This is a genomic window from Pseudomonas sp. RC3H12, assembly GCF_018596375.1.
Taxonomy (GTDB): domain Bacteria; phylum Pseudomonadota; class Gammaproteobacteria; order Pseudomonadales; family Pseudomonadaceae; genus Aquipseudomonas.
Map to the genome: position 1 here is coordinate 2,618,473 of NZ_CP075595.1, position 22,262 is coordinate 2,640,734.

Annotated in this window: 19 protein-coding genes; 11 read left to right on the plus strand and 8 right to left on the minus strand. The window is 67.4% G+C overall.

The window, feature by feature from the left end; genetic code table 11:
- Positions 1-17 precede the first annotated feature (17 nt).
- Entirely contained in the window at positions 18-593 is a 576-nt protein-coding gene (gene mobA, locus KHO27_RS11835) for a molybdenum cofactor guanylyltransferase MobA (protein ID WP_111532222.1), read from the plus strand.
- A gap of 97 nt (positions 594-690) precedes the next feature.
- On the opposite strand, the gene KHO27_RS11840 is transcribed toward mobA, so the two are convergent.
- The 3 genes from KHO27_RS11840 to KHO27_RS11850 are packed head-to-tail and all read right to left on the minus strand — an operon-like array spanning position 691 to position 6,380.
- Entirely contained in the window at positions 691-2,094 is a 1,404-nt protein-coding gene (locus tag KHO27_RS11840) for an efflux transporter outer membrane subunit (RefSeq protein WP_214501862.1), read from the minus strand.
- Positions 2,094-5,222 (minus strand): multidrug efflux RND transporter permease subunit, encoded by a 3,129-nt coding sequence (locus KHO27_RS11845; protein ID WP_214501863.1) that lies wholly within the window; start codon positions 5,220-5,222, stop codon positions 2,094-2,096. Before KHO27_RS11845 ends, KHO27_RS11840 begins: the two co-directional genes overlap by 1 nt.
- A gap of 15 nt (positions 5,223-5,237) precedes the next feature.
- On the minus strand, positions 5,238-6,380 hold the full coding sequence (locus tag KHO27_RS11850; protein ID WP_214501864.1) for a MexC family multidrug efflux RND transporter periplasmic adaptor subunit: 1,143 nt from the start codon (positions 6,378-6,380) through the stop codon (positions 5,238-5,240).
- Between the two features lie 180 nt (positions 6,381-6,560).
- Between KHO27_RS11850 and KHO27_RS11855 the strand changes: the two genes are divergently transcribed.
- The 3 genes from KHO27_RS11855 (at position 6,561) to KHO27_RS11865 (ending at position 9,961) form a co-directional block, all read left to right on the plus strand.
- Positions 6,561-8,096, plus strand: a complete 1,536-nt coding sequence (locus tag KHO27_RS11855) for an FAD-dependent oxidoreductase (protein WP_214501865.1) — start codon at positions 6,561-6,563, stop codon at positions 8,094-8,096.
- Positions 8,097-8,205: 109 nt separating this feature from the next.
- Positions 8,206-9,213 (plus strand): aldo/keto reductase, encoded by a 1,008-nt coding sequence (locus KHO27_RS11860; RefSeq protein WP_110701497.1) that lies wholly within the window; start codon positions 8,206-8,208, stop codon positions 9,211-9,213.
- A gap of 115 nt (positions 9,214-9,328) precedes the next feature.
- Positions 9,329-9,961, plus strand: a complete 633-nt coding sequence (locus KHO27_RS11865; RefSeq protein ID WP_111532218.1) for a LysE family translocator — start codon at positions 9,329-9,331, stop codon at positions 9,959-9,961.
- A gap of 3 nt (positions 9,962-9,964) precedes the next feature.
- Here KHO27_RS11865 and KHO27_RS11870 read toward each other — a convergent pair whose 3' ends face one another.
- Positions 9,965-11,152 carry an MFS transporter gene (locus KHO27_RS11870; RefSeq protein ID WP_214501866.1) on the minus strand — a complete coding sequence of 396 codons (1,188 nt, stop codon included), beginning with the start codon at positions 11,150-11,152 and terminating at the stop codon, positions 9,965-9,967.
- A 111-nt stretch (positions 11,153-11,263) separates the two neighbouring features.
- Between KHO27_RS11870 and KHO27_RS11875 the strand changes: the two genes are divergently transcribed.
- Entirely contained in the window at positions 11,264-12,184 is a 921-nt protein-coding gene (locus KHO27_RS11875) for a LysR family transcriptional regulator (protein WP_214501867.1), read from the plus strand.
- A 26-nt stretch (positions 12,185-12,210) separates the two neighbouring features.
- On the opposite strand, the gene nfsB is transcribed toward KHO27_RS11875, so the two are convergent.
- On the minus strand, positions 12,211-12,864 hold the full coding sequence (nfsB, locus tag KHO27_RS11880; protein ID WP_214501868.1) for an oxygen-insensitive NAD(P)H nitroreductase: 654 nt from the start codon (positions 12,862-12,864) through the stop codon (positions 12,211-12,213).
- A gap of 103 nt (positions 12,865-12,967) precedes the next feature.
- Between nfsB and KHO27_RS11885 the strand changes: the two genes are divergently transcribed.
- The 4 genes from KHO27_RS11885 (at position 12,968) to KHO27_RS11900 (ending at position 16,082) form a co-directional block, all read left to right on the plus strand.
- The gene (locus KHO27_RS11885; RefSeq protein WP_111532215.1) at positions 12,968-13,888 is read left to right on the plus strand and encodes a LysR family transcriptional regulator; all 921 of its coding nucleotides are present in this window, start codon (positions 12,968-12,970) and stop codon (positions 13,886-13,888) included.
- Positions 13,889-13,922: 34 nt separating this feature from the next.
- Entirely contained in the window at positions 13,923-14,540 is a 618-nt protein-coding gene (locus KHO27_RS11890; RefSeq protein WP_214501869.1) for a LysE family translocator, read from the plus strand.
- A gap of 77 nt (positions 14,541-14,617) precedes the next feature.
- Entirely contained in the window at positions 14,618-15,448 is an 831-nt protein-coding gene (locus KHO27_RS11895) for an AraC family transcriptional regulator (protein WP_214501870.1), read from the plus strand.
- Positions 15,449-15,497: 49 nt separating this feature from the next.
- Positions 15,498-16,082 (plus strand): LysE family translocator, encoded by a 585-nt coding sequence (locus tag KHO27_RS11900; protein ID WP_102682845.1) that lies wholly within the window; start codon positions 15,498-15,500, stop codon positions 16,080-16,082.
- Between the two features lie 7 nt (positions 16,083-16,089).
- On the opposite strand, the gene KHO27_RS11905 is transcribed toward KHO27_RS11900, so the two are convergent.
- Complete coding sequence (locus KHO27_RS11905; protein ID WP_110701482.1) at positions 16,090-16,983, minus strand: EamA family transporter; 894 nt, start codon at positions 16,981-16,983, stop codon at positions 16,090-16,092.
- Between the two features lie 261 nt (positions 16,984-17,244).
- On the opposite strand from KHO27_RS11905, the gene KHO27_RS11910 reads away from it, so the two are divergent.
- Positions 17,245-18,642: a purine-cytosine permease family protein gene (locus tag KHO27_RS11910; protein WP_214501871.1), complete on the plus strand. Its 1,398-nt coding sequence runs from the start codon at positions 17,245-17,247 to the stop codon at positions 18,640-18,642.
- 122 nt (positions 18,643-18,764) lie between these two features.
- The gene (locus KHO27_RS11915; protein ID WP_214501872.1) at positions 18,765-20,072 is read left to right on the plus strand and encodes a phosphate ABC transporter substrate-binding/OmpA family protein; all 1,308 of its coding nucleotides are present in this window, start codon (positions 18,765-18,767) and stop codon (positions 20,070-20,072) included.
- A 5-nt stretch (positions 20,073-20,077) separates the two neighbouring features.
- On the opposite strand, the gene KHO27_RS11920 is transcribed toward KHO27_RS11915, so the two are convergent.
- Together KHO27_RS11920 and KHO27_RS11925 are read right to left on the minus strand one after the other, a co-directional pair.
- Positions 20,078-21,412: an ATP-binding protein gene (locus KHO27_RS11920; protein WP_110701478.1), complete on the minus strand. Its 1,335-nt coding sequence runs from the start codon at positions 21,410-21,412 to the stop codon at positions 20,078-20,080.
- On the minus strand, positions 21,409-22,116 hold the full coding sequence (locus tag KHO27_RS11925; protein WP_502577623.1) for a response regulator: 708 nt from the start codon (positions 22,114-22,116) through the stop codon (positions 21,409-21,411). Before KHO27_RS11925 ends, KHO27_RS11920 begins: the two co-directional genes overlap by 4 nt.
- Between the last annotated feature and the right edge of the window lie 146 nt (positions 22,117-22,262).

Sequence of the window (22,262 nt, forward strand, 5' to 3'; positions counted from 1 at the left end):
GCCCGGAACCCTTTTTCATGCCCGACGTTCTTCCCCCCTGCTCCATCCTTATTCTTGCCGGCGGCCGTGGCCAGCGCATGGGCGGGCGCGACAAGGGGCTGGTGCCTTGGCGCGGCGAGCCGTTGGTGGCGCATGTGCAACGCGCCGTGCGGGCACTGAGCGATGACCTGGTGATCTCCTGCAACCGCAACCAGGCGGCCTACGCGATCTACGCCGACCAGCTCGTCACCGACGCCGAAGCGGACTTTCCCGGCCCGCTGGCCGGCGTGATCAGCGGGCTCAGGGCAGCCCGGCACGAATGGGTGGTAGTGCTGGCCTGCGATGCGCCACGCATCGACCGGGCGCTGGTCGAGGACCTGCTGCGCCTGGCCGTGGCGCACGACAGTGCGGCCATGGTGCGCCAGGGTGGGTATTGGCAGCCGATGTTCAGTGTGTTGCCCCGGCGCGTGTTGCCATTGCTGGAGCAAGCCTGGCAGGTGGGCGAACGGAGTTTGCAGAAGGCCTTGCTGCAGGCGAATGTGCAGGGGTTGGCGTGTGCCGAGGACGATGCGCGGTTGAGCAACTTCAACAGTCCGGATCTGTTGCGCGATTAACGCTCGCCTGTTCGGCCCCTATCACTGGGCAAAAAAAGGCCCCAAGGCAGGGACACCTGGGGCCAAGCGGTTGGATTTGCCAACCAAAGGAGGCATTTCAACCTTGGGCCGGCCAGCCACCGCCCAAGGCACGGAACAGATCGACCAGTGCCAGCTGGCGCTGGGTGCTGGCCTGGATGAACGCCGCTTCGTTGACATAGCCGCTGCGCTGCGCGTCCAGATAGCGCAGGTGGTTGTCCACCCCACCCTCATAGCGCGCCTTGGCCAGCGCCACGGTCGCCCGGCTGGTGTCGGCCAGGGCACGCCGCGCGGCTTCCTCGCGACGCAAGGTATCGGTGGCGGCCAGGGCGTCGGCCACTTCGCGGAAGGCGCTCTGGATCGTGCCTTCGTAAGCGGCCACCGCCGAGTCCTTGCGCGCCTCGGCCAGGTTCAGGCCGGCCTTGTTGCGCCCGGCGTCGAACAGCGGCAGCGACAGTTGCGGCATGAACGTCCAGCTACGCGAACCACCGTCGAACAACCCGGACATCTGCGCGCTGGAGGTGCCGAAACTGCCGGTCAGGCTGATCCGCGGGAAGAACGCCGCCCGCGCCGCGCCGATATCGGCATTGCGCGCCCGCAGCCGGTGCTCGGCGGCGAGGATGTCCGGGCGGCGCTCGATCAGCGCCGACGGCGCGCCTGGGGCGATGTCCTGCAGGACCATCGGCGCCTGCGCCCGCTCGGCAGGAATCGACTTGGCCGCCTCGGCGCTGCCCAGCAGCAGCACCAAAGCGTTGTAGGCCTGGCGCTGCTCGCGCACGATGCCTTCCAGCTCGGCCCGTGACTGCTCGACCAGCCCCAGCGCTTCCTGGTGGTCCAGCGCCGTGGCCGTGCCGGCGCCTCGCCGCTGGCCGACCAGGGCCAGCGAGTCCTCGCGGCTGGCCAGGGTCTGGCGAGTCAGCGTCAGGCGCCGTTCGGCACCGTCCAGGGTCAGGTAGGCCTGGCTGACATCAGCGATCAGCGCGATGCGCGCGGCACGGCCGACTTCCTCGGTGGACAGGTACTGCTCCAGCGCCGCATCGCTCAGGCTCTTGACCCGACCGAACAGGTCCACTTCGTACTCTGGCAGCGACAGCCCCACCTGGTAGCTGCTGCTGACCCCTTCCCTGCCGCTGTTCGACAGGTCCGCCGGCAAGTGCTGGCGATTGCCGGAAGCTCCGGCACTCAGGCCAGGCACCCGATCGGCCCGCTGGATGCGGTATTGCGCTCGGGCCTGCTCGATGTCGAGCAGGGTCTGACGCAGGGAGCGGTTGTTGTCCAGTGCCGTGGCGACCAGTTGACGCAAGGCCGGATCGACGATGAACGCCTGCCAGTCCAGCTGCTCCACCGACTTGCCATGATGGCCGGCGGCATCGCCCCAGGCAGCCGCCACCGGCGCCTCCGGGCGCTGGTAGGTCGGTGCCAGGGAGCAGCCGACCAGGGTGACGGCCAGCGCGAACGGGAGTGCACATTTACCCATGACCATCACTTCCTTACCTCGACAGCGTGTAGCACAGGGGCCGGCTTGCGCTTGAGCAGCTTCAGCACCCAGACGAAACAGATCGGCACGAACACCACACCCAGCAGGGTGGCGCTGAGCATGCCGCCAATCACCCCGGTACCGATGGCGCGCTGACTGGCCGCGCCGGCGCCGGTGGCGATGGCCAGGGGCACCACGCCGAGGATGAAGGCCATGGAGGTCATCACGATCGGGCGCAAACGCAGGCGCGCGGCCTCGATGGCGGCGTCGCTCAAGCTGTAACCCTTCTCCCACAGCTCCTTGGCGAACTCGACGATCAGGATGGCGTTCTTCGCCGCCAGGCCAATGATGGTGATCAGGCCGACCTTGAAGTACACGTCGTTGGGCATGCCGGTGAGCAGTACCGCCCAGACCGCGCCCAAGGCGCCGATCGGCACGATCAGCATCACCGTCAGCGGGATTGCCCAGCTCTCGTACAGCGCCACCAGCAGCAGGAACACCACCAGGATGGCCAGGGCGAACAGGCCGGCAGCCTGGCCGCTGGACACCTTTTCCTGGTACGAAAGGCCGGTCCAGGCATAACCAATGCCAGGTGGCAGCTCGCTGACCAGACGCTCCATCTCGGCCATCGCCTGGCCAGTGCTGTAGCCAGGCGCGGCGTCACCGGCGATGCGGATCGACGGGTAACCGTTGTAGCGCACCAGTTGTACCGGCCCCTCCTCCCAGCGAGTGGAGACAAAGGCGCTGAACGGCACCTGCTCGCCGCTGACATTGGGTGCATACAGGCGAAGCACGCTTTCCGGGGTCATGCGCTCGCCCTGCTCGGCCTGCACCACCACGCGCTGCTGGCGCCCGGCGTTGGTGAAGTCGTTGATCACCGCCGAACCGAAGGCGGTGGCCAGGGTGCTGTTGATGGTCTCGAAGCTCACGCCCAGGGTGCGGGCTTTCTCGCGGTCGATCTGCACGCGTAGCTGCGGCGCCTCGGCCAGGCCCTCCATCATCGCGTAGAGGATCACCGGGTTGCCGTTGGCGCGGGCCAACAGCTGGTCACGGGCCGCCAGCAGCGCATCGCGCCCCAGGCCGCCACGGTCCATCAGGCGCAGGGCGAAACCGCCGGAGTTGCCCAGGCCGTCGATCGGCGGAGGCATGACCGCGGTGATGGCACCATCGCCATTGGCCGCGAACTGGGCGTTGATGGCTGCGGTTTCCGCCTCTGCCGACTGCTCCTTGCCGCGCACGGACCAGTCCTTGTAGGTGGGGAACGCCAGCGCGGCGTTGTCGCCCTGGCCCGAGAAGCTGAAGCCGCTGACGATGAACGAGCTGGCCAACGCGTCGCGCGACATCAGGTACTTTTCCAGTGCCTCGGCGGTGTGGTCGGTGCGTACCCGGCTGGCGCCGGGCGGCAGCTGCACGTCGACGATGCTGTAGCCCAGGTCCTCCGCTGGCACGAAGGCCTCCGGCAGGCGCAGGTAGGAGTAGCCGAGCACCACCAGGATCCCGACGTAGGCGAGCATCCAGCGCCCGGCACGGGCCACCAGGGCGCTGTTCATCACCGAGTAGCGCTCGGTGACGCGGGCAAAGGCGCGGTTGAAGGCACCGAAAAAACCACCCTTTTCATGGTGGCCATGGGGCACCGGCTTGAGCAGGGTGGCGCACAGCGCCGGGGTGAAGGTCAGGGCGAGGAAGCCGGAGAACAGGATCGACACCGCCAGCGAGACGGAAAACTGCTGATAGATCACCCCGACCGATCCGGACATGAACGCCAACGGCAGGAACACCGCGGCCAGCACCAAAGTGATGCCGATGATCGCCCCGGATACCTGCCCCATCGCCTTGATGGTGGCCTCCACCGGCGACAAGCCTTCCTCGGCCATCAACCGCTCGACGTTCTCCACCACCACGATGGCGTCATCCACCAGGATACCGATGGCCAGCACCATGCCGAACATGGTCATCATGTTCACCGAGAAACCGAGCAGCTTCATGACCATCAGCGTACCCAGCAGGCACACCGGCACCACGATCGACGGGATCAGGGTGTAGCGCACGTTCTGCAGGAACAGGAACATCACCAGGAACACCAGCACCATGGCTTCGATCAAGGTGTGGATGACCTTCTCGATGGCCACATCGACGAAGCGCGAGGTGTCGTACGGCACCGAGTATTCAACGCCTTCCGGGAAGAACTGCGACAGCTCGGCCAGGCGCTCCTTGACCAGCGTCGCGGTCTGGATGGCATTGGCGCCAGGTGCCAGCTGCACCGCGCCGGCCACGGCCGGTTTGCCATCCAGGCGCGAGGACAGGTTGTAGTTCTCGCTACCGATGGCCATGCGTGCCACATCGCCCAGGCGTACGCTGGAGCCGTCCGGGTTGGCGCGCAGGACGATGGCGGCGAACGCCTCCGGCGTTTCCAGGGTGCCTTGCACAGCCAGCGTCGCGGTCAGTTCCTGCTCGCTGGCCCCCGGCGTGCTGCCGAAGCTGCCGGCAGGCACCTGGACGTTCTGGCCACGGATGGCGTTGTTGATATCGTCGATGGACAGGCCATAGCCCACCAGTTTCTGCGGATCAACCCAGACCCGCATGGCCGCTTCCGAAGAGAAGAACTGCAGCTTGCCCACACCCGGCACGCGCAACAGCTCGTTGTTGATGTTGCGCGCGGCATAATCGGCCAAGGCCGTGGTATCGCCCTGATTACCGGCCGTGCTGGTCAAGGCGTAGATCAGCAGGAAGCCGGAACTGGCCTGCTCGACCTTGAGCCCCTGGGTCAGCACCGCCTGGGGCATGCGCGCCTCGGCCTTCTTCAGGCGGTTCTGCACATCGACCTGGGCCATGTCCGGCTGGGTGCCGGGCTCGAACGTCACCAGCACTTCGGCCACGCCGTTGGAGTTGTTGGTGGACTCGTAGTAAAGCAGGCCCTTGGCGCCGTTCAGCGACTCCTCGATGATGCTGGTCACCGACTCCACCAGCACCTTGGCCGAGGCGCCCGGGTAGAAGGCGGTGATGGAAATCTGTGGCGGCGCCACGCTGGGATACTGGGCCACCGGCAGCGCCGGGATCACCAGCAGGCCGGCCAGGGAAATGAACAGCGCCACGACCCAGGCGAAGTTCGGCCGATTGATGAAGAACTTGGACATCTCGCTACCCTCGCCTTAGTGTGCCGCGGCCTGTTGCGCCTGGGCCGGCTGCACCGACATGCCAGGCGCAAGGCCGGCCGGGCCGCCGACGATGACCTGGTCACCGGCGCGCAGGCCCTCGGTGATCTGCCAGCGCGAGCCGTGCATCCCGCCGGTGCGCACGCTGCGCGCCTCGGCCAGGTTGCCGGTGCCGACCACCAGCACCCGCGCCTCGCCGTCGCTGCCGCGCTGCACCGCGCGCTGCGGCACCAGGATGGCCTGCTGGTCGGTGCCCTGTGGGGTACGCACGCGCACGTACATGCCCGGCAGCAGGATGCCGTCGGCATTGTCGAAGCGACCGCGCAAGGTGACCTGGCCGGTGCCACGGTCGACCGCCACGTCGGTGAACATCAGCGCGCCCTGGCGCTGGTAGTCGGTGCCTTCCACCTGGGCGGTCAGCGCCTTGTCGTCGCCATCACCGAGCGCGCCGTCCTTGAGGGCCTGACGCAGACGCAGGGCTTCGGCGGCGGACTGGGTGAAGTCGACGTAGATCGGATCGAGCTGCTGGATGCGCGCCATCAAGGTGGCGTCGCCCTGCCCGACCAGGGCGCCTTCGGTGGCCAGGGCGCGGCCGATGCGGCCGGAGATCGGCGCGGTGACCGTGGCATAGCCCAGGTTCAGGCGCGCGGTCTGCACGTCGGCCTGGGCCGAGCGCACGGCCGCCTGGGCGCTGCGCAACTCGGCGCTGGCGGTGTCGAAGTCCTGCTGGCTGACCGCCTCGATCTTGACCAGCGGCTCATAGCGCTTGACCCGTGCCTGGGCCTCCTGCTGCACCGCCTGGGCCCGCGCAAGGTCGGCCTCGACGCGCGCCAGGGCGGCCTTGAACGGCGCCGGGTCGATCTGGAACAGCACATCGCCGGCCTTGACGTCGGCGCCTTCCTCGAAACGTTTGTGCAGGACAATACCGGCCACCCGGGCACGCACCTCGGCCACCCGCATCGGTTCGACCCGGCCCGGCAAGGTCGAGGTAAGGGCCAACTGTTCGCTGGCCAGCGTCACGGTCTCCACCGGAAATGCCGTTTCAGTCGTGGCCTGCTGTTCTTCAGCCGCTCCGCAGCCGGCCAGTGCTACCGCCACTGCCAGCCAGCTGACCATCCCTATTGCACGCAAATTGCTCATGAACTCACCCGAGCCGTTAACTAAAATTGGCCCGGATGGTACTTACAGATTGAATTTGAGTCAATTTGGTCTCATTTGAAGTTTTTGTGAAATGCTGTAATCACCCTTCCGATCGTCGGCTGAGCGCAGCCTGGCTCCATGGCAGGCGTCAAATGAACACTATCTGCTGAGGAGATCCCCATGACCTTCCATGCCGTGGCCAGCCTCGACCAGCTCGAAGAACACCGTCCCCTGCGCGTCCAGGCCGGCACCGAAGACCTCGTCCTGGTACGCCAGGGCGAGCGGGTGCGTGCCTACCAGGCCAACTGCCCGCATGAGGGCGCGCCACTGGAGCAAGGCGCGGTCTGTGGTGGGTTGCTGATCTGCCCCTGGCACAAGGCTGCCTTCGCCGTGGACGACGGCGCGGTGTGCGAGCCCCCGGCGCTGGCCGGTCTGCGCCGGCATGCCGTGCAGGTCAGGGACGGCCAGGTATGGGTGGACGACCAGCCACTGCCCGAGGCTGAAGCGCCCCGCCACAGCGACGCGCGCACCTTCGTCGTGGTGGGTGCCGGCGCCGCCGGGGCGGCCGCCATCGCCACCTTGCTCGACCATGGCTTTGCCGGCCGCCTGTTGTGGGTCGACCAGGAACAGCCGAACGCCTACGATCGCACCGCCCTGAGCAAATTCGTCATCGCCGGGCAGATGCCGGTGGACGAAGTAGCCTCACTGCTCGCGCCAGTCGACCTGCACCGAGGCCAGCTGCAGCGCATTCACGGCAAGGTGCGTACGCTGGATGCCGGCAAGCGCGTGATCAGCCTTGCCGACGGCCAGCAGTTGAAGTACGACGCCGCCCTGCTGGCCACCGGCGGCAAGCCCAACCGCCCCCAGCTCCCCGGCGTGCAACTGCCCGGCATCTGCATACTGCGCTCGCGCACCGATGCCGCGCAGTTGCTCGACCTGGCCGAGCCGGGCCAGCCGGTGGTGATCCTCGGCGACGGTTTCATCGGCCTGGAGGCCGCCAGCGCCCTGCGCAAGTACGGCCTGCAGGTGCATGTGGTCACGCGCCACGCCATCCCGCTGGCCCGGCAGTTGGGCGAGCGCATCGGCCAGACCCTGCGCGAGCTGCATGAGCGCAAGGGTGTGCAGTTCCACGGGCCGACCGAGGTAATCGGCTTCGACGGCCACGAGCGCGTCGAGGCCGTGCTGCTGGCCAATGGCGAGCGCCTGGAGACCGCGCTGGTGCTGCTGGGCACCGGCGTCACCCCGGCCACCCGTTTCGTCCAGGGCCTGCCCCTGGCCGAAGACCATTCGCTCAAGGTGGACGCACACCTGCAGGCCGCCGACGGCCTGTGGGCGGCCGGCGATATCGCCACCTTCCCCCTGGCCGGCCGCCCGGTGCGCATCGAGCATTGGCGCCTGGCCCAGCAGCACGGCGTGATCGCCGCCGCCAACATGCTCGGCGAGCGGCGCCGCTACGACGACGTGCCGTTTTTCTGGACCTACCAGCACGGGCGCACCTACGAGGTGCTCGGGCATGCCGTGGGTTGGAACCGGATCGAGTACGTCGGCACGCCGGAGCAAGGCGACTTCGTTGCCCTGCAATGCCTGGACGACCAGGTCGAGGCAGTGATTGCCAAGGGCTGTTCACGGGCCATGGCCGTGCTGTCGCAGCGCATGAAACGGCCGCTGTCGAGCCGCGAGGCGCGTGAGCTGATCGATGCCTGGCCAGAGGGATGAGCCATTCGCCAGCGCCTGGAAACGGCGCCTGGCCCGCGCTTTCAAAGCAGGGCGGAACTGTGTAAAAGAGGGGAACCCCTCTCAGGATGTCAGAAAAGGATTATCTGCAATGATCTACCGCCCCCTTGGCCACTCCGGCCTGCAAGTCTCGGCCCTGACGCTCGGCAGCATGATGTTCGGTGAACAGACCAGCACCGAAGACTCGCTGCGCATCATCGACAAGGCCTGGGACCAGGGCATCAACTTCGTCGACACCGCCGATGTCTACAATGGCGGCCGCTCCGAAGAGATCGTCGGCGAGGCGGTGGCGCGCAACCGTCACGAGTGGATCATCGCCTCCAAGGCCGGCTATGGCCCGGTCGATGGCCTGCCGAACCGCAGCGGCCTGTCGCGCAAACACCTGTTCAATGCCATCGAGGCCACCCTCACGCGCATGGGCACCGACTACCTGGACATCTACTACCTTCACCGCGAGGACCATTCGGTACCGCTGGAAGAAACCGTGCGCGCCATCGGCGACCTGCTGGCGCAAGGCAAGATCCGCTACTGGGGCGTGTCCAACTTCCGCGGCTGGCGCATCGCCGAGATCTGCAACGTGGCGCAAAGGCTCGGCGTGGCCAAGCCGGTGGTCAGCCAGCCGCTGTACAACATCGTCAACCGCCAGGCCGAGCCCGAACAACTCACCGCAGCCGCCTACCATGGCCTGGGCGTGGTGCCGTTCAGCCCGCTGGCCCGTGGCGTGCTCAGCGGCAAGTACGCGCCAGGCTCCACTCCCGACGAAGGCAGCCGTGCCGGCCGCCAGGACAAGCGCATCATGGAAGTGGAATGGCGCCAGGAATCGCTGACCATCGCCCAGAAGATCCATGCCTATACCGAGGCCAAGGGCGTGGGCATCGTCGAGTTCGCCATCGCCTGGGTGCTCAACAACCGCCTGGTCAGCTCGGCCATCGTCGGGCCGCGCACCGAGGCGCAGTGGGACACCTATGCCGGTGCGCTGGAGGTCAAGGTCACGGCGGAGGACGAGGCCTTCATCGATTCGCTGGTGACGCCTGGCCATGCCTCCACGCCCGGTTTCAACGATGTCGCCCACTTCGTCAGCGGGCGCCTGGCGCGCTGAACTGGCCTGGGCACCTTCTCTGGGAGCGGGCAAGCCGCTCCCTCAACGGTGCCCAATGGCGGTCCGCGCCGATTACTGGCATTGTGTGTCTTTCCCAGCGCAAAGGACGCGCTCCATGGCCCTGCACCTCTGGTTGACGTTCTCCTTCGCCTACCTGCTCACCTCGCTGCTGCCCGGCCCGAATGTCCTGCTCACCGTGCGCAACGCCTTGCGCTATGGCCCTTCCGGCATGGGCATGACCCTGTTCGGCAACCTCACCGCGCAACTGCTGACGATCACCGCCGTGGCCATGGGCGTGGGTGCCCTGCTGATCTCGTTGCCCACGGCGTTCCTGGTGCTGAAGCTGGCCGGCGCCGCTTACCTGATCTACCTCGGCCTGCGCCAATTGTTGGATAAAGGCGCCCCCACCGCGTCGACGGCGCAGGTGGCCGCGACGCCGCCCCAGACGCAATGGCGGATCGCCGTGGAAGCCTTCCTGGTCTCGGCGAGCAACCCCAAGACCCTGGTGTTCTTCTGCGCCTTCCTGCCACAGTTCCTCGAGCCCGGGCGGCCGATCTTCGGCCAGTTCGCGGCCATGTACCTGAGCGGCTCGCTGATCGTCTGCCTGGTGCACTCCTTCTACTGCTTCACGGCCTGGCGCTTCGGCCTGCGCCTGAAGGCCTCGTCCTTGGCGGCCTGGTTCAAGCGCGCCAGCGGCGCGCTGTTCATCGGCCTGGGCGTGCGTCTGCTCAACACCCGGGCGGTGTAGGCCTCACTCGCTCGCCAGCATGGCCAGGGTCGCGATCATCGCCAGCACGGCGAACCCACACGCCACGTAGCCCAGGGCGCCCAGACCCAGTACCTGGATCGTCGCGCCGCCCAACGCCGCACCGGCGGCGATACCGGCATTGGCCGCCGACACGTTCAAGGTCCCGGCCAGGGCCTGGGCCTTGGCGCCGGCCTGCATCACCCGCACCTGACAGACCGGGAACAGCGCCGTGTAGGCGATGCCCCACAGCACCAGCGCGCCGCCCAGCAGCCATGCAGTGCCGAGCAACGGGGTGACCGCGCCCATGCCCAGCGCCAGCATCGCCAACAGCAACAGGGTCGCCCGCAACGGGCTGCGATCGACGATGCGCCCGGCCAGGCCGTTGCCGAGCATGCCGACCACGCCAAAGCCCATCAGCCACCAGCCCACTTCGCCAGCCGGCACGGCGGCCAGCTGTTCAAGCGTCTCGGCCAGGTAGGTGTAGGCAGTGAACATGGCGGTGAACACCAGTGCCGAGAGCAGCACATGGGCGATAAAACGGCGGTCCTTGAGGATTACCGTCTGCCGCTCCCCCGGCGCACGGGCGGGTGCCGCCGGCACAGTCGGCAGCCACGCCCACATCAACAGCGCCACCAGCAGGCACAGCCCGGCGAGCAACGCGAAACTGCCACGCCAGCCGACCAGCCCGGCGGCCAGCGTGCCCAATGGAATGCCGAAGACAAATGCCGCAGTGATGCCCAGGTACACCCGTGACACCGCCCAGCCTTCGCGCCCCGCCCCGGCCAATTGCCCGGCGCTTTCGCTGGCGGTGCCCCAATACACCGGCAAGGCCAGCGCGGCGATAAAGCGTGCCAATGCCAGCACCCAGATGTTCGGCGCCAGCGCCGACAGCGCGTTGGACGCGGCGAACACCAGCAGGATGGCGATGAACAGTCCCTTGCGCGGCACTGCCGACAGCCAGGCGGTAAGCGGCGGCCCGAACAGCATCACGGTCACGGCGAACAGCGTGACCAACTGGCCCGCGCCCGCAACCGACAGGCCAAGGTCGCGGGCCAGCGCCGGCAGCAGGCCGAGAATCAGAAATTCGGTGGTCAGTACCGCGAAGCCGCCGATGGCGAACAGGCCGATGGACAACCCCGTACGCGGCGCTGGTCGCGTGAGGGTGGCGTGGGTCAGGCTGGAAGTGGACATCGGCTGCGATCCTGGTTAAATGGCAGGCCAGCTTAATTCGGAATTAAGTTCCGATTTCTGGTATTTATTCCTTTATCAAGTGAATCAGATTCATTAATAAAAGGCCTCGCCATGTCTGCCTCGGAACGCCTCAAGGACATCGACTTCTTCGTCAGCGTGGCCAACGCTGGCAGCTTCATCGCCGCCGCCGAACGCATGAACCTCACCAGTTCCGCCGTGAGCAAGGGCGTCGCGCGCCTGGAGAAACGCCTGCAGGTGCGCCTGTTCGAACGCACCACCCGGCGCCTGGCCCTGACCGACAGCGGCGCCGACTACTACCGCGCGTGCACCCGCGTGCTGGCGGACATCGAGGAAGCCGAGCTGGCCCTCAACGACGAACACCAGACGCCCTGCGGCAAGCTGCGCATCGACCTGCCGGCCACCTTCGGCCGTCTGCACGGGCTTCCTGCCGTACTGGACTTCGCCGCGCGGCATCCACGGCTGCAACCGCACATCACCCTCTCCGATCGCTTCGTCGACCTGGTCGAGGACGCCATCGACATCGTCGTGCGCATCGGCGGACCACAAACCTGGCAGCCAGGCATCGAGCACCGTTACCTGGGCAGCCAGCGCCTGGTGTTCTGCGCCGCCCCCGCCTACCTGGCCCGCCACGGCACGCCCCACGACCTGCAGCAACTGCAGGCCCAGGGCTGCGTGCTTTATGCCTGCGCAGACGGCAGCACGCCGGCCCTGCACTTTGCCGGCGCCCGCCCGGGCCTGACGCAGCTGCGCGGCATGCCCGGGCGCCTGGCCATCGGCGATGCCGAAGGCCAGGCGCTAGCCGTCAGCGCCGGGCACGGCATCGCCCAGCTGCCGACCTGGCTGGTGCAGCGTCAGCTCGATGACGGGACGCTGCAGCAGGTACTGCCGGCGTACGCCATGGAAGGATTGCCGATCAACCTGGCCTGGCGCCGCAACCGCGGACACCTGCCCAAGGTGAGCGCGATGGTCCAGGCCCTGGCCGAGCGCCTGGGGCCGCTGATTCAGGGCTGACCCAGGTCAAGCGCCACTGCCGATAATCACAGGAAGGTAAACACCTGCCCCGCCGCCAACCGCGACTTGCTCAGCCCGGCATTGAAATCCTCCTCGCTGCGATAGCCCAGGCTGAGCAGCACCACGCTGGTGTAGCCCTGCTCGCGCAGGCCCAGTTCGGCGTCCAGGGCCTTGGCGTCGAAGCCTTCGATCGGCGTGGCGTCCAGGCCGTGGGCGGCAGCGCCCAGTAGCGCGGTGCCCAGGGCCAGGTAGACCTGCTTCTCCATCCAGTGCTGCAGGTCCTTGAAGTCATGGCGGTGCAGGTCGACATAACTGCGGCGGGTCTGGTCCTGGACTTCGCGGGCCTGTTCGTTGCGGAAGCGGCCATCGGCGGCTTCCTGCCCCAGCACGGCCTGCATGTGGGCTTCGGTCATGTTGGTACGGGCGGCGAACACGATCACATGCGAGGCGTCACGGATTTTCGGGCTGTTGTAGGCGAATCGCGCATCGGTAGCCTTGGCCAGGCGCGCCTTGCCTTCGGCGCTGTCGGCCACGACGAAGTGCCAGGGCTGCGAATTGACCGAGGACGGGCTGTGGCGCAACTGCTCGAGCAGCGCGTCGATGGTGGCCTGGGGGATTTTGCGGTTGGCGTCGTAGGCCTTGGTGGTGTAACGGCGTTTGGCGAGGGCAACGGTGTCCATCTACGGCAATACCTCAAGGGTTCGTGAATGAATGGCATCTTATCTTCCCGACCGCAAAGAAAAACCAGCACAATGCAGCAACACTTTCATCCTTGGAGTGAAAATGCTGCGCATCAACGACCTCGAACTGTTCGCCCGTGCCAGCGCCCTGGGTAGCTTCACCGCCGCGGCCCACGAGGCCGACCTGCTGCCCGGCCAGGTGGCCGCGGCGATCAAGCGCCTGGAACGCGAGCTCGATGTGCGCCTGTTCGCCCGCACCACCCGCAGCCTGCGCCTGACCGCCGAAGGCGAGCTGTACCTGCCCACCGCCCAGCGCGTGATCGATGCCCTGCGCCAGGGCCGCGAGGACCTGCATGGCAGCCACAGCTGCCTGCGCGGTGTGTTGCAGGTGGCGGCGCCCTCGGACTTGGGCCGCAACCTGCTGCGGCCCTGGCTCAGTGCATTTCGCCGCGAGCACCCGGGGCTGGGCCTGCGCTTCTTCCTCTCCGACCAGTTGGCCGACCTGTACCGCGACCCGGTGGATGTCGCCATCCGCTACGGCCAGAACGAGGACGCCAACTACATCGCCCTGCCCCTGGCGCCGTGGAACCGCCGGGTGCTGGCGGCCTCTGCGGACTACCTGGCGCGCCATGGTCGCCCGCTGACCCCCGAGGACCTGCAGCAACACGACTGCCTGCTGTACCTGCAGCAAAGCCGGGTGTACGACAAATGGCGCCTGGGCAACCGCACCGTGCAGGTGCGCGGGCCGCTGTTCAGTGACGATGCCGACGTGGTGCGGCGCTGGGCGCTGGAAGGCGAAGGCATCGTCTACAAGTCGTGGCTGGATGTCAGCGCCGATGTCGCCGCCGGCGAGCTGGAACTGCTGCTGCCCGAGTACCCCGGCGAGCTGACCCCGGTGACCCTGGTGTGCCCGCACCGCAAGCAGCTCACCCCCGCCGTGGCCCAGTTGCACCTTTGGCTGCGCGAGCGTTTCGCCGCGCTGCGCCCGGACGACATGTTGCAGCCGTTGTCGCCGGGCGTATAGTGCATCCACCCCCGACCGCAAGGAGCTGTCATTCATGCCGAGCCTGGAATTTCTCGTCACCGCGCTGATCATCGTGCTGATCCCCGGCAGCGGGGTCATCCTCACCGTGTCGAGCGCCCTGGTGGCCGGGCGACAGGCCTGCCTGTGGACCGCCACCGGTTGCACCCTGGGCATCGTCCCGCACCTGCTGGCGTCGGTACTGGGCCTCTCCGCCTTGCTGCACACCAGTGCCCTGGCCTTCCAGGGCCTCAAGTTCGCCGGCGTCGCCTACCTGCTGTACCTGGCCTACGCCACCTGGCGCGACCGTGCGGCCTTCGCCGTGGACGCGCACGCCACCCCCGCCGCCGCCGCCAGCCAACTGGTGATCAAAGCCTGCCTGCTGAATATCCTCAACCCCAAGCTGACGCTGTTCTTCCTCGCCTTCCTGCCACAATTCATCACCCCGCAGGCCGGCTCCGCGACCGTGCAGATGCTCAGCCTCAGCGCGGTGTTCATGGCCATGACCTTCATCGTCTTCGTGATCTATGGCCTGCTCGCCCACCTGTTCCGCCGCGCCGTGATCGAGTCGCCGAGGGTGCAAGCCTGGTTGCGCCGCGGCTTCGCCGCCTCATTCGCCGGGCTTGGCCTCAACCTGGCACTGGCGCAGCGCTGAAGGCTGCACAATCGTTCTAAACACCCGGGTCGTTTGTGCGTTAAGGTCATCCATCGACCACCCACACGGCCCGCCCCATGAGCAACTGGATCGACCTCAGACAGGACGCCGACACCGGCATCGAGTCGGTCCGCGCGCATTTCACCGGCCACGCCTACGACCCGCACTGGCACGACAGCTTCCTGGTCGGGGTCACCGAACAAGGCGTGCAGCAGTTCAACTGCCGCCGCGAGCGCCACTGCAGCACGCCCGGCCAGGTGTTCGTGCTCGAGCCTGGCGACCTGCATGACGGCCATGCGCCGACCGTGGAAGGCTTCACCTATTCGACCCTGTACCTGGACGCCAACTGGCTGGAAACCGAGCTGCGCGCCCTGTTCGAGCACGCGCCCTCAGGCGCCCTGCCCTGCTTCGGCACCCTGCTGCACCAGGATCCGCGCCTTGCCGGCGCCACCGCCCGGGCCTTCGAGACGGTGCACTACAACGACCTGCGCATTGTCCGCCAGACCGCCCTGGACGATCTGCTGAGCTGCCTCACCGGCCACCTGCACTGGCGCAAACGCCTGGACCCCGATCCACGCCTGCCGCTGTGCGCCCACGTCGCCCGCGATTATCTGCACGCGCACCTGGACCAGGACATCGGACTGATCGAGCTGGCAAAGGTCTGCGGCATCGACCGCTTCCGCCTGACCCGGGCGTTCAAGGCAGCCTTCGGCCTGGCGCCGCATGCCTACCTGATCCAGCTGCGCCTGGCCCGCGCGCGGCGGCTGCTGGCCTTGGGCGAAACGCCAGCCAGCGTCGCCACTGCCCTGGGCTTTGCCGACCAGAGCCACCTGGGCCGCTGGTTCCGCCGCGCCTACCGGCTGACCCCGGCGGACTACCGCAAGCGCTGCTCAAACCTTCCAGACTGAAGCCGCGCAGGCCGCGACCATGGTGCTTCGATCACACGGAGCCCTGACCATGTCGCACTCGCTGTTGCCCTTCATCCTGTTTGCCCTGGCCGCCAGCATCAGCCCCGGGCCGACCAACCTGTTGATCCTCGCCCACGGTGCCCGGCGCGGGCTACGCGCCAGCCTGGCACCGATCGTGGCGGCCTGCTGCGCGGCGGCGGCGGTGGTGTGGCTGGTGGGAATGGGGCTGGGCGCGTTGCTGCTGCGCTACCCCCTGGCGCAGATGGCCATGAGCTGGGCCGGCGCCCTGTGGCTCAGCTGGCTGGCCTGGAAGATGCTGCGCAGTGCCGGCGCCCCCTTGCTGGCGGGTAGCGACGGCGGCCTTGGCCCACTGAGCGCGGCGACCCTGCAGGTGGTCAACCCCAAGGTATGGGTGACGGCGGTGGCGATGGTCGGCCTGTTCGCCACCCCGGCACTGCCGATGGGCTGGCTGGCCCTGGTGTTCCTGCTGGTCGCCCTGCCCAGCATGACCGCCTGGGCTTTGATGGGCATCGGCAGCGCACGCTGGTTGCGCTCGTCGCGGGCCTTGCGCCTGTTCAACCAGGGTCTGGCGGGGTTGCTGCTGGTGTCGGCCTGGTCGGCCTTGCTGGTATGAGCGCCGCTCAGGTGCGCCCGGGGCTGGCGGTGCGCAGGCGCATTCCCAGGCGCGGCCCGAACACGTTGATCAACAGGCCCAGCATCACCAGCAGCGCCCCCCAGCCTTGTGCCTCGCTCAAGCGCTCGCCCAGCAGCAGCGCCGCGGAGCTCAGGCCCACCACCGGCACCAGCAGCGAGAACGGCGCCACCTTGCCTGCCGGGTGGCGCGACAACAGTTTGCTCCACAGGCTGTAGCCGACCATGGTGGCGACGAACGCCAGGTACGCCAGGGCCAGCACCGAACTCCAGCCGATGTTGGCCAGGGCATGGCCAATGCGCTCGGGGCCTTCCAGCCACCACGACAGCACCAGGAACGGCAGCGGCGGAATCAGCCCGCCCCAGATCACCAGGGCGACCAGGTCCACCTGGCCGAAACGCCGGGTGATGATGTTGCCCATGCCCCACATGGCGCCGCCGCACAGGGTCAGCAGCAGCGCGACCAGCGGCACGTGGCCGCTGTCTTCGCTGCCGATCACGGCCAGGCCGCTGGCGGCCACCAGCAGGCCGAGCACGCTGGCCAGGCGCAGCCGCTCGCCGAGAAACATCGCGGCGAAGCCCAGGGTGAAGAACGCCTGGGACTGCAGCACCAGCGAGGCCAGCCCAGGCGGCATGCCACTGGCCATGGCCTGGAAGAGGAAGGCGAACTGGCCCAGGGAAATGGTCGCGCCATAGGCGATCAGCCAGCGCCACGGCAGGTTCGGGCGCTTGATCAGGAACACCGCCGGGAAGGCCACCAGCAGGAAACGCAGCGCCCCGAGCAGCATCGGCGGCAGGCCGTCGAGCCCCACCTTGATGACCACGAAGTTGACGCCCCAGGCGATGATCACCACCAGGGCGATCAGCAGGTCCTTGAGTGGCATTGCAGGCATTCCTTCTTCAGGCTTGTTGTAGACATATTTGGTTACAGCATACGGGCATCACGCCGCCGCGGACCAGCACAGTTGCGTACCAGCCTTGTGTAACAGTCGGCTGTGATGGCCGGCAAAAGCCTGCGCGTACCTTGCGCAAGCTTCACTTGACCAGACTTGTATATACATGCTCATATCGGGCTTCGGCCATCCGCCCTGCGTCCCGCCGATAGCCGCCGCCTTTCACAAAAACAACGAAGCGGAGCCTCCCCGATGTCCAGCAAACCCGTGATCGAGCGCCGCTCGATCGACTACATCCCCGAGTCTGAGCGCCATGGACGCGTCTACAGCCAATTCACCCTGTGGCTGGGAGCCAACCTGCAGATTACCGCAATCGTCACCGGCGCCCTGGCCGTGGTGCTGGGCAGCGACGTGTTCTGGTCGTTGATCGGCCTTTTGCTCGGGCAACTGGTCGGCGGCGCGGTGATGGCCCTGCATGCCGCCCAGGGTCCGCGCCTGGGGCTCCCGCAGATGATTTCCAGCCGTGTGCAGTTCGGCGTTTACGGCGCGGCCATCCCCATGGCCCTGGTGTGCCTGATGTACCTGGGCTTTACCGCCACCGGCACGGTGCTGTCCGGCCAAGCCATCGGCCAGTTGCTGAGCATCAGCGACAGCGCCGGCATCCTGATCTTCGCCGGGGTGATCGTGCTCGCGACCCTGGCCGGCTACCGGGTGATTCACTGGATCGGCCGCGTGGCCAGCGTGCTGGGGATCATCGCCTTCGTCTACCTGTTCAGTCGCATCCTGATGCTGGCCGATATCGGCCAGTTGCTCGACAATCGCCACTTCAGCTGGGCCAGCTTCCTGCTCGCGGTGTCGCTGGCCGCCTCCTGGCAGATCGCCTTCGGCCCTTACGTGGCCGACTACTCGCGCTACCTGCCCAGCCACACCTCGCCACTCAAGACCTTCCTCGCCGCTGGCCTGGGCTCGGTGATCGGCGCCCAGGCCTCGATGATCCTCGGCGTGTTCGCCGCAGCCATCGCCGGTGGCCAGTTCTCCGGCCGCGAGGTGGCCTACATCGTCGGCCTGGGTGGTGCCGGCACCACGGCGGCGCTGCTGTACTTCTGCATCGCCTTCGGCAAGGTGACCATTTCGACTCTCAACAGCTACGGCAGCTTCATGTGCATCGCCACGATCATCAGCGGCTTTCGTGGCCACCTGCAGATCAGTCGCGTGCAGCGCCTGGTGTTCGTGCTCGGCATCGTCGGCGCGGCGACCCTGGTCGCGCTGCTCGGGCAGCATTCGTTCCTCAGCGCGTTCAAGTCGTTCATCCTGTTCCTGCTGACCTTCTTCGTGCCCTGGAGCGCGGTGAACCTGGTGGACTACTACTTCATCACCAAGGAACGCTATGACATTCCGGCACTGGCCGACCCGGATGGCCGCTACGGGCGCTGGAACTGGCCAGGCATCGGCGTGTACACCTTCGGCGTGCTGGTGCAGATGCCGTTCATCGACACCAAGCTGTACACCGGGCCCATGGTCGCGCACCTGGGCGGCGTGGACGTGTCGTGGCTGATAGGCCTGGTGGTACCCAGCGTGCTGTACTACTGCGTGGCGCGCCGTCGGGCGGCCGAGGCGCCGGCGAGCATCATCGTGCCTGAAGCACGCTGAGCCTGGTCACGGGTACAGATCCCGCAGCAGCGCGCTTGGCTGCTGCGGGAGCCAGACCTGTCATTTTTCGGTCAAACAACTGTCGTAATCTGCGGTGCAACTCTGTGCCACAGGTCTTCGGCATGCCTCGCCTGCTCCCCCTATTGCTGTGCCTGCTTGCCGGCCTGGCCTGCGCCGCGCCGGCGCAACTGCGCATCCAGGGCTCCAACACCATCGGCGCCGCGCTTGGCCCCGCCTTGGTGCGGGGCCTGTTGCAAGCGCAAGGCGCGAGCGCCATCGAGCGCCAGCCTGGTGCCTCCGCCAACGAGACCACGCTTCACGCTGTCGATCGCAACGGCCTGCCCCTGCGTGTCGACATCGCCGCCCACGGCACCAGCACGGGCTTCGCCGCACTGGCCCGCGGCGAAGCGGACCTGGCCGCAGCCTCGCGACCGATCGGTGACAGCGAGGTGCAACAGTTGCAGGCCCTGGGCAACCTGCGCGGCGCGGGCTCGGAGCAGGTCATCGCCCTGGATGGCGTGGCGGTGATCACCCACCCGGACAACCCCCTCGCGCAACTGACCACCGGGCAATTGGCGCAGGTGTTTTCCGGGCGGTTGCAGCGCTGGGAACAGCTGGGCGTGCCCGGCGGGGCGATCCACCTGTATGCCCGCGACGACCACTCCGGCACCTTCGAGACCTTCAAGGCCCTGGTGCTTGTCCCGCACAACCAGGCGCTGGCCACCCAGGCGCGTCGCTTCGAATCCGCCGATGCGCTGGCCGCCCAGGTCATGGCCGACCGCCAGGCCATCGGCTTCAGCGGCCTGGGCACGGTCCACCAGGCCAAGGTGCTGGCGGTGGCCGAGGGTGACGCGCCTGCCCTGCTCCCCAGCCGCGCCTTGGTGGCCAGCGAAGACTACCCGCTGTCGCGGCGCCTGTTCTTCTACCTGCCCGCCCACGCCACGCCCCAGGCCAGGTCTCTGGCAGAGTTCGCCCAGAGCCCCGCCGGACAGGCGATCGTCGCCGACCAGGGGTTCGTCTCCCAGCAGATCAAGCCACAGCCGGTACCGACCCAGGCCGACATGCCGCCGCGCTACCGGGCACTGGCCAGCGAAGCGCAACGCCTGAGCGTCAACTTCCGCTTCCAGGAAGGCAGCGCCAGCCTCGACAACAAGGCCCTGCGCGATGTGCAACGGGTCAGCGACTACCTGCGCCAGGCTGGCAAGCTGCAGGGCAAGGTGGTGCTGGTGGGTTTCGGCGACCCCAAGGAGACACCAGGACGCGCCGCCCTGCTGTCGCGGCTGAGGGCCATGGCGGTACGTCGCGAATTGGCCCGGACCGGGGTCCAGGCCAGGGACGTGACGGGGATGGGCGACGAACTGCCGGTAGCCGGTAACGATCTGCAACAGGGACGCCTGCGCAATCGTCGCGTCGAAGTCTGGGTGTACTGACCCGCTCAGCGCCCATCGGGCAGTTCGACCCGGGCCACCAGCCCGCCGCCGCTGCGGTTGCGCAGGGTCAGCTCACCGCCTTGCTCGCGCACGCTGGCACGGGCCGCCGAAAGCCCCAGGCCCACGCCGCCGGTGTCGCGGTTGCGCGAGCCTTCCAGCCGGTAGAACGGGTCGAACACCCGCTGCAAGGCCTCTTCGGGGATGCCCGGCCCGCGGTCGCCTACTTCGATAACGATCAGGTGCCCGGCGTGACTCAGGATGATCTGCGGCTCGCGGGCATACTTCATGGCGTTTTCCAACAGGTTGACGATCACCCGTTTGGTCGCCAGCGGACGGCCGTCATGCACCAGGTGCGCCGGGCCCTTGAAGGCGACAGCGAGCTGCTGGTCGCGGTAGTCGTCGACCAGGGTCTGCAAAAGCTCCGACAGGTCGTAGGCCGTGCGCTGCTCAAGCTGCGTGCCTTCGCGAAAGAACGCCAGGGCCTCGTTGATCATGCTCTGCATCTCTTCCACATCGCGGATCAGCTTGTGCTTATGGTCCAGGTCTTCCATGAACTCGCTGCGCAGGCGCATGCGTGTCAGCGGGGCGCGCAGGTCGTGGGAGATGGCCGCCAGCATATGGGTACGCTCGCGAATGAAGTGCTGGATCTGCGCCTGCATGGTGTTGAAGGCGATGATCGCCTGGCGGATTTCCTCGGGGCCTTCAATGGCGATGGGCGGCGCCTGCAGATCGCCGCCGAAGCGCCGCGCCGCATTCGCGAAGCGCTGCAGCGGCGCGGCCAGCTGACGGGTGGCAAGCCAGGCCACCAGCAGGGTCGCCACCAGCCCCAGCCCGATGATCACCGCCAGCCGCGCCGGAGCGCTCATGCCCCAACTGCGCTCCGGCGGTACGAACAACAGCCAGCTACCATCAGCCAGGGCAACCAGCGCCACGTAGTGGGCCTCGGGGCTGCCCTTGGGCCAGTCGTCGGGGTTGTAGACCTCGATGACGCGTGCCGGCCCCAGCAACTGCCCCATCGCCGGCACCTGGCCGGAGGTGAACTGTACGCCAGGACCGGGCAGGCCGAAATCGCTGCGCTGGCGGCTCCAGGTCACCTCCAGGGTCGGCGTGCTCGCTGCCTGGGCCAGTTGGCTGCGCAGCGCCGGCGGTGCGCGCTCGATCACCCGCGTGGTGACGGCGATCTGTTCGAGCAGGCCGGTGCGGTCGATGGGCGGACGCGCCCAGCTACCGGCCAGCTTGACGAACAAGGCGTTGAACGCCAACGACGCCAGCAATGCGACGAAGATGGTCAGGGCGATCCGTTTGCGCAAGGAATCGCGGCCCAGCAGGCGACGGATCACGAGCGAGTGACCTTGGCAGTGAACAGGTAGCCGCCATTGCGCACGGTGCGGATCAGCTCCGGGCGCTTGCTGTCGGGCTCGATCTTGCGCCGCAGCCGGCTGACCTGCACATCGATGCTGCGGTCGTAGGCGTCATGGCCCTGGCCACGGGTCAGGTCGATCAACTGCTCGCGGGTAAGGATGCGCTGGGGATGTTCGAGGAACACCACCAGCAGGTCGAACTCCGCGCCGGACAGCGGGATCATCACCTGCTCGGGCGAGCGCAACTCGCGGCAGGTGACGTCCAGGTGCCAGCCGGCAAAACCGATCACCGGCCTGGCCGCCTCGCCGCGCGGGGCCTGCTCGCCGGCACGGCGCTGCACGGCGCGCAGGCGGGCCAGCAGTTCGCGCGGGTCGAAAGGTTTGGTCAGGTAGTCGTCGGCGCCCAGCTCCAGGCCGATGATGCGATCGCTCAGCTCGGCCATGGCGGTGAGCATGATGATCGGCACCCCGACCTGCGCACGCAGTTTCTGGCACAGGCTCAGGCCGCCCTCGCCCGGCAGCATCAGGTCAAGGATGATCGCATCCGGGCGCTGGCGCTCGATGGCCGCCCACATCGCCTGGCCTTCGGCGGCCAGGTCCACCTCGTAACCCTGCTGGACGAAGAACTGCTTCAGCAGGGCGAGGATTTCCACATCGTCATCGACGATCAGCAGTCTGCTCACGGTGGTACAGGTCCGGAAAAAAGGCGTATCTAAAACCATTGCGCTGCCCGGGTCATTTATTTCAATCGGGCAACATTTCGTCACGAGTGACACGATTCGGACATCACCTGGCAAACATTACCCTGCACCCTGCGGGCCTTCCATTC